We start from the raw sequence: 12,247 nt of genomic DNA, 5'->3' as shown, positions 1-12,247 counted from the left end.
GGCCCCGGCCGTCGTTCCCGCGGTCCCGCTGCCTCCCGTGCCCGGAGCGAAGCGCGGCGGGGACACCGGGGCCACCGCCGCCGGGAACGCCGTGGGCGCCACCGGCGTCAGCGACGCTAGCGACGCGGGCAGATCCCCCGTCACCGGCACCACCGCCACGGACGGCACTCGCGTCCCGTCCACGTTGATGGCGACGTTGTCGAAGACGAACTGGATGAACCCGCGCGGCTCCACCTGCGGCGGCAGGTTCCACGCCACGACCACCACCTCCGCGTCCCCCGGCCGCGCTTCACGCAAGAGCCGCTTCGTGTCGTCATCCGAGTACGTGCCCGCGTCCAGCGCCGCCGCATGAATCAACGCCGAGTCCGTCACCAGCGTCCCGTTGCGCCACACGCTGCCAATGCCCCAGACGGCCATCGCCGCGTGCGCGCGCGTCGTGGCCCGCCAGCCAATGCCTGTTTCACCGTAGAGGGGCGTGCCCATCAGCACGCCGCCCTCAATCAGGTGCGGCGGCGCTGGAGGGAGCGGCCCGGCGGCGCCCGCGACATGGCCTGCCTGGGCGGGAAGCCCGTCTGCGTGAGCTCCACGCGGTAGTCCACGCCGCCAATGCGCAGGCTCGCGGAGAGCCGCGCCTTGTCGCCAAAGGTCGCGTTCGCCAGGCCGACCCGGTCCTGCACGGAGAAGGACACCTGCCCCGTGCCCCGCTCGGTCAGGTCACTGTACGGCAGCGAACCCTGGAAGTAGTACCCGTCCGACTGCTCGGTCCTCGCGCTGGCCTCCCGGCCCTCGAACGTGAACCCGTCGCCCCCTGGCGCCGCCGCCAGGAACCCGGACAGCAAGATGCTCGTGATTGGACCCGCCATCGACGCTGCCTCCCTTGAAGTTGAAGGTAGGCAGCGGAGCGGGCCGTGGCACGCCCCGGGACTAAATCAGACCGCGGGCGCGGCGGATCTGCTCGACCGTCTTGTTGTACTCGATGTCGAAGGCGCTCGTGCCCTCCTGCAGGTGCTTCAGCCGCGAGCGGGCCTCCTTGTCGATCTCGTCGTCGACGTCCAGGTGCTTCTTCATGCCCTGGAACATCTTCTGACGCAGCACGTTGTCGGGGGAGTAGACCTCCTCGACGTTCCGGCTGATGAGGAGGAACTCAATCATCTGGTTGATGACGTACTCGATGCCCTCGTCCCCCATCTTGAAGCCGCGCACGTCCGCCATCTCGCGCTTCACCTGGTTGAACTTGGAGTAGTCATATCCCCGACGCTCCAGGGCCTCGCGCGTCGCCTGGTTCACACGCTCTTCGTTGGCGAGGTACTCGCGCATGATGGCGGAGAGATCCATCTCGGCGTCGGCCACGCGCATCGGCTCCACCTCGATGTCCCCGTCCTGCATGAGCTGCTGAATGGCCTCGCGCGAGATGATCGGGATCACCTTCGGATACAGCCTCATGTCGGTCCCTCGTCCTCTTCAAACGTGCTCGGATCTTCAACCGCTATAAATCAGCGCCGAGCATGGTCGCAATGAAAAACCCTAGGAACGTCGCGGGTTCCAGCGGCCAGTCCCCCCGGCGTCCGAAGCGGAACTTAATCATGCCGCACCGGGTGGCGACCCTCCATCCGCTTTTTCGTGCACGGGTTCGGAAGCGTCATCCAGGGACGCCTCGCGCACGGGGTCCTCGGTGTCGTCCTCGGGGTCGCCATGCAGGCCCGCGTGGACGCGCTCGGCCATCGCCGGGCCCACGACCTCCGCCAGCTCCTCGATGCTGGCATCCCCCACCCGCTTGAGAGAACCGAAGTGGCGCAGCAACATCTTCCGCCGGCCTTCGCCCACGCCGGGAATGTCCTCCAGCGCGGAGCGCATGGCGCTCTTGCGCATGGACTTGCCCTGGAAGGTGATGGCGAAGCGGTGGGCTTCATCCCGCATGCGCGTGAGCATGAACATCTCCGCCGAGTTCTGGGGCAGGACGATGGGGTCCTTGCGGCCCAGCACGAAGACGCGCTCGGGGCTCTTCGCGCTCTCCGCGTCGCGGTCGAAGACGTCCTGATCCCGGCTCTTGGCCAGGCCCACCACGTCCACGCCCTCCACGCCCAGGTCCTTCATGGCCGCGTGGGCGCTGGCGAGCTGGCCCTTGCCGCCGTCGATGACGAGCAGGTCCGGCAGGTCCCCGTCCTCCAGGCCGCGCCTGAGCCGCCGGGTGATGACCTCGTACATGCTGGCGAAGTCGTCCTGCTTGTCCACCGTCTTGATCTTGTACTTGCGGTAGCGCGACTTGTCCGTCTCGCCGTCCGTCACGGCCACCTGCGACGCGACGATGGAGGAGCTCTGGAAGTGCGAGATGTCGTAGCACTCCATGCGGCGCGGGAAGTTGCGCAGGCCCAGCTTGGACTGGAGCCGTGACAGCACCGTGTCCGTTTCATCCTTGGTGCGCTTGCGCTCCACGAAGGCCTGCTCCGCGTTCTTCACCGCCATGTTCACCAGCTCATGCTTCTCCCCGCGCTTGGGGACGAAGACGCGCACGCGCTCGCCCTTGCGCTCCGTGAGCAGGGCCTCCAGGCCGTCGGTGCCGTCGCCGGGCTCCAGGGGCAGCAGCACCTCCTCCGGCACGAAGCCGCCCTGGTCGTAGTAGAGGTTCACGAACGAGGCGAGCAGCTCGTCGTCCGGGAACTCCTGGCTGCCGAAGGGGAAGGCCTGGCCGCCGTTGAGCCGGCCCTGCCGCACGTGCAGCACGTAGAACAGGATGCGGTCGCCCTCGCGATACAGGGCGAAGACGTCCTGGTCCTTGAAGTCGGTGGTGGCCACCTTCTGGCGCTCCAGGCTGCGCTCGATGGCGAGCAGCTGGTCGCGGACGCGCGCGGCCTCCTCGAACTTCAGCTCCACCGCCGCGCGCTTCATGCGCAGGCGCAAGCCCTCGATGAGCTGCCCCGCCTTGCCCTCCAGGAACATGGCCACTTCGTCCACGCTCTTGCGGTAGTCCTCCGGGGACACCGGGTGGACGCACGGCGCCGGACACCGTCCGATTTGATACAGCAGGCACGGCCGCTTGCGGTTGGCCAGCACGTGGTCCGTGCAGGTGCGCAGGCGGAAGAAGCGGTTGATGAGGCGCAGCGTTTCGCGGATGGCGCCCGCGCTGGAGTACGGGCCGAAGTAGCGCGCGCCGTCCTTCTCGTACTTGCGCACCACCTCCAGCCGGGGGAACGGCTGGGTGCGGTCCAGGCGCAGGGAGATGAACTGCTTGTCGTCCTTGAGCAGGACGTTGAAGCGCGGCTTGTGCTTCTTGATCAGCTCGTTCTCAAGAAGGAGGGCCTCCTTCTCGTTGTGGACGAGCACCGTCTCCAGGTCGCCCAGCATCGTGTCCAGCAGGGACACGAAGACGCGGGTGTCGCCGGAGCGGTTGAAGTAGCTGCGCACGCGGCTGCGCAGGTTCACGGCCTTGCCCACGTAGATGATGGTCCCGCGCTTGTCCTTCATCAGGTACACGCCGGGCTCGGTGGGCAGCGCGTCCAGCTTCTCCTGCAGCCGGATGTCCATGGCGGGTCCTAGTTCTTGCGCGACCGCGAACGGCCGGGCGCCCCCGAGGAACCGCTACCCGACGACGCCGACGGACGCCCGCGTCCCCGCCCCTTCTTCGGGGTGGTGCCGGGCTGATCCACCGCCTTGGGCGGCGCGCGCAAGAGCGAACGCGAGGCGGGCTTGAGCCCCAGGTCCATGTCCTTGAGCAGCTGGACGCGGTCGCGGAACTCGGCGGCCTTCTCGAACTGCATCTCGTCCGCGGCCTTGAGCATGTCGGCGCTGAACTCCGCGATGAGGCGTTTGATCTCCTTGGGCTCCAGGAGGTCGTTCTCCCCTTCCGCCGCCATGGGCAGCGCGCCCGCGCCCGCGTCGTAGTCCGGGATGTTCTGCGTGAAGTCGGTGATGTTGCTCTTCACCGAGCGCGGCGTGATGCCGTGCTCCAGGTTGTACGCGCGCTGGATGTCGCGGCGGCGGGTGGTCTCCTCCATGGCGCGCTTCATGGAGTCGGTCATCTGGTCCGAATACATGATGACGCGTCCGTTCACGTTGCGCGCCGCGCGGCCAATGGTCTGGATGAGCGACACGTGGCTGCGCAGGAAGCCTTCCTTGTCGGCGTCCAGGATGGCCACGAGCGACACCTCCGGGATGTCCAGGCCCTCGCGCAAGAGGTTGATGCCCACGAGCACGTCGAACTCGCCCCGGCGCAGGTCGCGGATGATGGCCATGCGCTGGATGGCGTCGATGTCCGAGTGCAGGTAGCGCACCTTCACGCCCACGTCGCTGTAGTACTCGGTGAGGTCCTCCGCCATGCGCTTGGTGAGCGTCGTCACCAGCACGCGCTCGTTGCGCGACACGCGCACGCGGACCTCTTCCAGCAGGTCGTCCACCTGGTTGCCCGCGGGGCGCGTCTCCACCTCCGGGTCGGTGAGGCCGGTGGGGCGGATGATCTGCTCCACCACCACGCCCTTGGACTTCTGCAGTTCGTACTCGGCGGGGGTCGCGGAGACGAAGACGACCTGCTTCACCATCTCCTCGAACTCCACGAACTTCAGCGGGCGGTTGTCCAGCGCGCTGGGCATGCGGAAGCCGAAGTTGACCAGCGTCTCCTTGCGGGCGCGGTCGCCGCGGTACATGGCGCCAATCTGGGACACCGTCTGGTGGCTCTCGTCGATGAGGACCAGCATGTCGCGCGGGAAGTAGTCGATGAGGCACGGGGCCGCTTCCCCCGGCGCGCGCCCGGTGAAGTGGCGCGAGTAGTTCTCGATGCCGTTGCAGTAGCCGACCTGTTCGATCATCTCCAGGTCGAACATGGTGCGCTGCTCCAGCCGCTGCGCCTCCAGCAGCTTGCCCTCCGCCTTGAACTTCTGGAGCTGTTCGGCCAGCTCCTCGCGGATGGTGCGCATGGCGTTCTGGCGCGCGTCCGCGCCGGCGACGTAATGGCTGGCGGGGAAGATGACGATCTTCTCCAGCTGGCCCAGCGTCTGGCCGCGCAGCGGGTCGAACTCGGTGATGCGCTCCACCTCGTCGCCGAAGAAGCTGACGCGCACGGCGCGCTCCTCTTCGTACGCGGGGAACACCTCCACGGTGTCGCCGCGGGCGCGGAAGGTGCCGCGGTGGAAGTCCAGGTCGTTGCGCTCGTACTGGGCCTCCACCAGCTTGCGCATGAAGCCGTCGCGGCCCATGTCCTCGCCCACGGTGGCGCGGATGGCCAGGTCCACGTAGCTGCGCGCCGCGCCCAGGCCGTAGATGCAGGACACGCTGGCCACGATGATGACGTCGTTGCGGGTGCGCAGGCTGTGCGTCGCCGAGTGGCGCATCCGTTCGATGTTGTCGTTGATGGACGAGTCCTTCTCGATGAAGGTGTCCGTCGACGGGACGTAGGCCTCGGGCTGGTAGTAGTCGTAGTACGAGACGAAGTACTCGACGGCGTTGTTCGGGAAGAGCGCCTTGAACTCGCCGTAAAGCTGCGCCGCCAGCGTCTTGTTGTGCGCGATGACCAGCGCGGGCCGGTTCACGTTGGCGATGAGGTTCGCCATCGTGAACGTCTTGCCTGAGCCGGTGACGCCCAGGAGGGTCTGGTAGCGGTCGCCGCGAAGCAGGCCCTCGGTCAACTCCCCGATGGCCCTCGGCTGGTCACCTTGCGGCTTGTGCTCACTGACGAGTTCGAACTCCGGCATAGAGGACAGATCTAACATCCCCGCTGCCTGTGTACTGAACCTTCGTGCACGTCCGTCCGGCAAAGGACGGGGCGCCCTCCTACTTCGCGGGCGGGGCCTTCAGCGCCTCCAGGGACTTCAGGCGGGCGGCCTCGAACTCGTCCCCCTTGTTCCACGCCGGCATCTCCGCGGCCTTCGCCACCTGGGCGCCCACCAGGAAGAACAGCCGGGTGTCCTCCACGGCGCCGGACAGGTCCCACTCCGGGCGGACCTCGTCGGAGGGCTGGTGGTAGTGCTTCGCCTCCCACTGGCCGCGCTGCGCCTTGCCCCACCCCTCCGGCCGGCCGATGAAGTCCATGCCGCTGCCGAAGTAGGCGGCCGGGATGCCCTGGCGCGCGAAGTTGAATTGATCCGACCGGTAGAAGAAGCCGCGGTCGGAGAGCTGATCCGCCTTCACCGTGCGCCCCTGCGTCTTCGCCATCGCGGTGACGAAGCCGTCCAGCGAGGACTTGCCCAGGCCGATGACGGTGATGTCGCGGGTGCGGCCGAGCACGTTGCCGCCGTCCACGTTGATGTTCGCGGCGATGCGGCCCGGGAGCACCGGCGGATGCGCCGCGAGGTACGCGGAGCCCAGCAGGCCGTACTCCTCCGCGGCCACCGCGGCGAAGAGGATGGAGCGGCGCGGGGCCGTGGGCAGCGCGGTGAAGGCACGGGCCACGGACAGCATCGCGGCCACGCCCGCCGCGTTGTCCAGCGCGCCGTTGTAGATGACGTCCTCTCCGGGCTTGCCGTCGTCCTTCTTGCCCAGGTGATCATGGTGCGCGCTGTAGAGCACCACCTGCTTCGCCAGCGTGGGGTCGCTGCCGGGCAGGAGGCCCAGCACGTTCGCGGTGGGCCGGCGGCGCACCTCGTTGGTGAGGCTCACGGACAGCGTCACGCCCAGCGGCACCGGGCGGAAGTCGCGCTTCCGCGCGGCGGCGCGCAGCGCGTCCAGGTCCTGCCCCGCGAGCTTCATCACCTGCTTCGTGGCGTCCTCGGTGGTCCACGCCTTCACCTGGAGGCGCGGCGCGTCCCCGGCGGGCAGCTCGAACTGCTCGCCGGTCCACGACGTGCGCACCACCTGCCACGGGTAGCCCGCGCTGGGCGTGGTGTGAATGATGATGGCGCCCGCCGCGCCCGTCTTCGCCGCCTGCTCGTATTTGTAGTCCCAGCGGCCGTACCAGAGGCGCGCCTTGCCGGCGAAGAGGCGCGGGTCGTCCTCCGGATCATTGTTGAGGATGACCAGCGTCTTGCCCTTGAGGTCCGCGCCCTTGAAGTCGTCCCACTGGTACTCCGGCGCGACGATGCCGTAGCCCACGAACACCAGCTCGGACGCGTCCAGCTTCGCCGCCGGGGCCTGCACGCCGGACACGGCGATGAAGTCCTCGCGCGGCTGGAGCTCCACGCGGCCCGCCTTCGCCTGGAAGGTCATGGGGCCGGGGTGGCTGTTGATGCCCATGAGGTCGAAGCGCTGGAAGTAGCCCCCGCCCTCCGCGCCCGGCTTGAGGCCCAGGCCCTCGAACTGCGTGGCGATGTACTCCTGCGCCAGCGCGTCACCGCGCGTGCCGGGGCCGCGGCCCTCCAGGAGGTCGCTCGCCAGGAAGCGCACGTGCGCGCGCAGCAGGTCCGCGGTGATGGCCTGTTCGGCCGTCTTCTCCTGCGGCGTGACGGTGGGCGCGCCCGCCGCGAGGACGGACGCCGAGCACAGCGAAACGAACAGCGCGGGGAGGAGCCTCATGGCCCCGTGCGTAGCATGGCCGCACGGGGCCCCCAGCGGGTTTTCAGGCGGTGGGCGCCGCCACCTTCCAGGAGGTGCCAGCAGGCGTGTCCATGATGTCCACGCCCAGGGCCTTGAGGGCCCCGCGCACCTCGTCCGCCTTCGCGAAGTCCTTCGCGGCGCGCGCGGCGGTCCGCTCGGAGAGCAGCCGCTCCACCTCCGCCACGTCGATGCCGCGCTCGCGCACCGCCCGGTCCCGGCGGCGCAGCAGCCACGCGCCCGGGTCGTCCTCGAAGACGCCCAGGACGCGGGACATCTCGCGCACCTGTTCGCGCAGCGCCTGGAGCGTGCGGCCCACCAGCGGCTTGTCCTTCACGGGCGGCTTGTCGGTGAGCTCGTTCATCAGGCCGAACAGGCCCGACAGCGCGCCCAGCGCGCCCGCGGTGTTGAAGTCGTCGTCCATGGCGGACTCGAACTCCGTGAGGAAGCGCGCGGGGTCGCCGTGCAGGGGGCCCTTGCCGAAGTCCTTGCCCGCCACGCGCTCGTCCACCTTGCGCAGCGTTTCGTAGAAGTACTCCATGCGCCCTTCAGCGTCCTGGAGCGACTTCTCACCGAAGGTGAGCGGGTGGCGGTAGTGCGTGGAGAGGAAGAAGAAGCGCAGGGCCTCCGCGTCCACCTTGGCGAGCGCGTCGCGCAGGCGCACCACGTTGCCCAGCGACTTGGACATCTTCGCGCCTTCCAGGTCCAGGAAGCCGCAGTGCATCCAGTACTTCGCCATCGTCTGGCCGGTGGCGGACTCGCTCTGGGCGATTTCGTTCTCGTGGTGGGGGAAGATGAGGTCCAACGCCCCGCCGTGGATGTCGAACGTGCGGCCCAGGAACTTCTCGCTCATCGCGGAGCACTCGATGTGCCAGCCCGGCCGGCCCTTGCCCCAGGGGCTGTCCCACGAGGGCTCCCCGGGCTTCGCCGCCTTCCACAGCGCGAAGTCCAGCGGCTGGCGCTTGAGCTCGCCGGGCTGCACGCGCTCGCCCTGGCACAGGTCGTCCAGGTTGCGCTTGGACAGCTTCGCGTAGTCCTCGTCCTTGTCGACGGCGAAGTACACGTCGCCCTTCGCCTCGTAGGCGTAGCCCTTGTCCACGAGCGTCTGGATGATGGCGACGATCTCCGGGATCGTCTCGCTCACGCGCGGGGACACGTCCGGCTCGCGCAGGTGCAGCGCGTGGACGTCCTCGCGGAAGGCCTCCACGAAGCGCGAGGCCAGCGCCACGGGCTCCTCACCCGTCTCGTGCGCGGCCTTGATGATCTTGTCGTCGACGTCCGTGTAGTTGCGCACGTACGTCACCTTGAAGCCCCGGTAGCGCAGGTAGCGGACCACCACGTCGAACGACGTGAAGGTGCGCGCGTTCCCGATATGGATGTAGCTGTAGACCGTGGGCCCACAGACATAGACCTTCACCTCGCCGGGCACGAGCGGCTCCAGCGGCTCCTTCTGCATGGACATCGTGTTGAAGAGCCGGATGGATGGGGGGGCCACGGTGGAAGGTCCTCCTTTGGGAACAGGGCGGGCGCGGCACTTGCGCAACGCGATACACACTCTAGGATCCCGGGTCCCACACAGGCCAGCACTTGGCGTTGGAAGCGTCGGATAGGGAGAATCGCCGCATGGCTCCGCCGAATCCGAAGCGTCCGCCGCGTCCTCCCCGCCCTCCCGGGCAGCAGGCGTCTTCGGACGACCCGGAGGAGCTGCCCTTCGACGACGACGAGGTTTCGCCCCTCCAAGCGGATGATCCGCGCCCGCAGCGCGTGCCCCAGTATCCGGCGGGCCCCCGGAGGGTGAAGCGGCGCGGGCCGGGCGAGCGGACGAAGTCCGACCGGGAGCTGTCGCCCCGGTACGACTGGGCGAAGGAGTACTCGGATCCGGGCGTGACGCCCGCGTTCGTGTACGTGGAGCGCGGGCCGGGCGCGGGCCAGCTCGTGCCCCTGCACCAGGGCTCCATCACGCTGGGCCGGTCGTCCACGTCGGACCTGCGGCTCCAGCACGCGTCCATCAGCCGGCGCCATGCGCAGCTGACCCGGCGGGGCAACGTCTTCACCGTGCGCGACCTGGGCAGCCAGAACGGCACGTTCGTCAACCGCCTGCGCATCAAGGGCGAGGTGGAGATCCGGCCTGGAGACGAGCTGAGCCTGGGCAATGCGACGTTGCGGCTTCGCGGTTCGGGGGCCGGGCCGGCGGTGAGCCGGACGTCGCTGGATCCGCTGCGGCCTCGCACGGCGAAGCGTCCGCTGAACGGCGTGGCGGTGGCGGTGGCGGCGGCCGTGGTGGGCTCCGCGGTGGCTGCGTTGATCAGCGTGGTGGCCATGCGGATGACGGACCGGGCTCCCTCGCGGACCCCGGCGGAAGGCGCGCCGAGCAAGCCCCCCGCGACTCCGGCCGCCCCCGCGAACGACGCTCGCGACACCGGGGCGGAGACGCCCGAGAAGGAGGCCCATGCCGTGGAGGCGGAGGCTCCCGCGAAGGAGGCCCGTGCCGTGGAGGCGGAGGCTTCCGCGAAGGCCTCGGACGTCGGCGCCGGGGAGGCCACCGCGCTGAGCGCGACGGACGTTGCCCGTGGGATGCACGAGCACACCGTGTCGGGTGCGGGTGAAGGGACGACGCCCAGCGCGGTGGACGTCGCTCGCGGCATGCATGCGAGCACGGGGGCCGCGAAGGTCGTCAGCGCTTCGGATATCGCGCGAGGGACGCACTCGGGACAGGCTTCTGCCGGTGCCGTGGAGAGTGCTCCAGGCATGCATGCGAGCACGGGGGCCTCGAAGACGAGCGAACCGCGTGCGAGCCAGGTCGTCGCCGCATCCGGGCGGAAGGCCCTTCCCTCCGCCGAACCGTCGGGGTCTCCGGATGAGCGCCAGCGCGCGGACATCCTCTCCCGCTACGAGTCCGGGGATGTCACCGGGGCCCTGGCTCAAGCGAAGCGCGCGAACCTCACGCCCCTGGTGCAGCAACTCACCCGCTTCCAGGTCGCCGAATCCACCGCTCGGGCCGCCCTGTCGCGGCAGGACCGTCCCCGGGCGCTCGATGCGCTCGGCGTCGCCGTTCGGTTGGACCAGGAGCTGTCCCACGGCTGGAGCCGGCAGGGGGCCGGGCTTCGCCGCCAGCTCGCCGGGCTGTACGTGCGCAACGGCCAGGACGCCGCCAGGGCCCAGCGCTTCGCCGACGCCCGCGCGGCCTTCACCGCGGCCCTCCAGTACGACGCCGACAACGCCGAGGCCCGTGCACAGCTGGCCGCGCTTGCAGTTCAGGCGCCTTGATCAGCCCTGGCGCGCCGCCCCCGAGCCAGTCACGCCCAACTGGTCCGACAGTCGGACCAGTTCATTCAGGAGTGGCCCGAGAGGCCGGGCTGCCCAACTGGTCCGACTGTCGGACCCGTTCTTCAGGGCTCGGCCGCGGGAGGCGTGGCTGCCGGACGCTGAAAACACGACGCCCCGGATTCCATCGAGGGAACCCGGGGCGCGAGGTGCGAACGCGGCGGCCTGGGGCCGCGCGTCATGCGGGGACTCAGGCGAGGTTGAAGATCTTCTTCAGGTCGGACTCGACCTCTTCCTCGGAACAATCCTTGGCCAGCGACAGCTCCTTGATCAGCAGCGAGCGGGCCGTGTCGAGCATCTTGCGCTCGCCGAACGACAGGTCCTTGTCGCCCTTGAGCAGGTACAGGTCGCGGAGCACCTCGGCGATCTCGAAGACGGAACCCGTCTTGATCTTCTCCATGTACTCGCGGTACCGGCGGTTCCACGTGGTGGAGTCGACGGAGATGTCCTTCTCGCGGAGGATGGAATAGACCTGCTTGACGTCCTCCTCGCTGATGATCTCCCGAAGGCCGACCGAACCGACCTTGTTGATGGGGATCATGATCCGCATCCCGTTCTCCAGGATGCGCAGCACGTAGAACGACTGGCGCTGCCCGGCGACCTCGGTGTGCTCGATGCCCATCACCTCACCGACGCCCTGGCCCGGATAAACCGCCTTGTCACCAGTCTTGAAGCTGGTCTGCACTAAATGCCTCCTTGGAGAAAGCTTCGACCCCGGCCTTCACGCCAGCCACTACTACCACAAACCACATCCACGGGCAACGAAATCGCCTTGACCACCCGATGACAGCCGCACTACGGTGTCCGGTTTTGTGTGCGGTGTCGCTCGGTGTGTGAGCGCCGCGTGACGGACTGGGCGGTGGGTGGGGGTGGGTGTTGGTTCGTTATGCGTGGCGCGACCTGGGTACGCGTCCGTTGTTCTTTCCAGCGCTGAGCCTCTTGCTCGGCGCCCTCTGGGCAACCGGAACAGAGAGCTCCGCCGGGGTATTTCTCCTCTGCGCGCTTTGCCTGGGACTGTTCGGAATGGCGCTCGGCCTGCGGCCTGGGGCGCATCTGGCGGTGCTGGGCGCGCTGGCCCTGACGGGCGCCGGGCTTTCCAGTCTCGAGGCCCGCGTCGAGGTGCCGCCTTCGTTGAGGGACGGGGGCAGCGCGGTCCTCGAAGGAGAGCTGGAGCGAGTGGAGCGCTTCGACGGCGCCCTCCGCCTGCGGCTCATGGTGTCCCGTGCCGGGCTCCTTCCAGAGCCGCCAGCGGCCGCCCGCTTCCGTGCCAGCCTTTCCGGGCGCGGTGAGAACCTGGAATTGCAACCCGGGCAGCGCGTGCGGGTGGAGGCCCGGCTCGTGCCGGACGCGCCTCCGTCCAACCCGGGCGAGCGGGACTTCGCGTCGGCGCGGCGGCGGCAGGGCGTGGCCTTCACGGGAGGGTTCGTGCCGGGACGGGTGCTGGCGCTCTCCCCTGCCCCTTCGTGGC

9 protein-coding genes and 1 pseudogene are annotated in these 12,247 nt (G+C 68.9%); 2 read left to right on the top strand and 8 right to left on the bottom strand.

All coding sequences use genetic code 11. The features are described 5' to 3' along the window. The 7 genes and pseudogenes from ACLEQD_RS24775 to cysS form a co-directional block, all read right to left on the bottom strand. A pseudogene (locus tag ACLEQD_RS24775) lies at window positions 1-489 on the bottom strand (hypothetical protein); the annotation flags it as partial. Window positions 490-500: 11 nt separating this feature from the next. Then, the gene (locus tag ACLEQD_RS24770; RefSeq protein ID WP_410387314.1) at window positions 501-863 is read right to left on the bottom strand and encodes a hypothetical protein; all 363 of its coding nucleotides are present in this window, start codon (window positions 861-863) and stop codon (window positions 501-503) included. Window positions 864-924: 61 nt separating this feature from the next. Beyond that, entirely contained in the window at window positions 925-1,443 is a 519-nt protein-coding gene (locus tag ACLEQD_RS24765) for a DUF507 family protein (protein ID WP_120527258.1), read from the bottom strand. Window positions 1,444-1,581: 138 nt separating this feature from the next. Further along, the gene (gene uvrC, locus ACLEQD_RS24760; RefSeq protein WP_410387313.1) at window positions 1,582-3,522 is read right to left on the bottom strand and encodes an excinuclease ABC subunit UvrC; all 1,941 of its coding nucleotides are present in this window, start codon (window positions 3,520-3,522) and stop codon (window positions 1,582-1,584) included. Window positions 3,523-3,530: 8 nt separating this feature from the next. Then, window positions 3,531-5,681, bottom strand: coding sequence for an excinuclease ABC subunit UvrB (uvrB, locus tag ACLEQD_RS24755; protein ID WP_410387311.1), 2,151 nt, complete (start codon window positions 5,679-5,681; stop codon window positions 3,531-3,533). 79 nt (window positions 5,682-5,760) lie between these two features. After that, entirely contained in the window at window positions 5,761-7,437 is a 1,677-nt protein-coding gene (locus tag ACLEQD_RS24750; RefSeq protein WP_410387309.1) for a M28 family metallopeptidase, read from the bottom strand. Between the two features lie 43 nt (window positions 7,438-7,480). After that, the gene (gene cysS, locus ACLEQD_RS24745) at window positions 7,481-8,950 is read right to left on the bottom strand and encodes a cysteine--tRNA ligase (protein WP_410387307.1); all 1,470 of its coding nucleotides are present in this window, start codon (window positions 8,948-8,950) and stop codon (window positions 7,481-7,483) included. A gap of 128 nt (window positions 8,951-9,078) precedes the next feature. Between cysS and ACLEQD_RS24740 the strand changes: the two genes are divergently transcribed. Beyond that, complete coding sequence (locus ACLEQD_RS24740) at window positions 9,079-10,722, top strand: FHA domain-containing protein (RefSeq protein WP_410387305.1); 1,644 nt, start codon at window positions 9,079-9,081, stop codon at window positions 10,720-10,722. Window positions 10,723-10,969: 247 nt separating this feature from the next. Here ACLEQD_RS24740 and ACLEQD_RS24735 read toward each other — a convergent pair whose 3' ends face one another. Then, the gene (locus tag ACLEQD_RS24735) at window positions 10,970-11,464 is read right to left on the bottom strand and encodes a CarD family transcriptional regulator (protein WP_014398206.1); all 495 of its coding nucleotides are present in this window, start codon (window positions 11,462-11,464) and stop codon (window positions 10,970-10,972) included. Window positions 11,465-11,802: 338 nt separating this feature from the next. Here ACLEQD_RS24735 and ACLEQD_RS24730 point away from each other — a divergent pair. Beyond that, on the top strand, window positions 11,803-12,247 hold a 445-nt coding region (locus ACLEQD_RS24730; RefSeq protein ID WP_410387303.1), incomplete at its 3' end, for a DUF4131 domain-containing protein.

Source organism: Corallococcus sp. 4LFB, from assembly GCF_046520365.1.
GTDB classification, from domain to species: Bacteria; Myxococcota; Myxococcia; order Myxococcales; family Myxococcaceae; genus Corallococcus; species Corallococcus caeni.
This window is presented reverse-complemented; position numbering and strand designations above follow the sequence as displayed.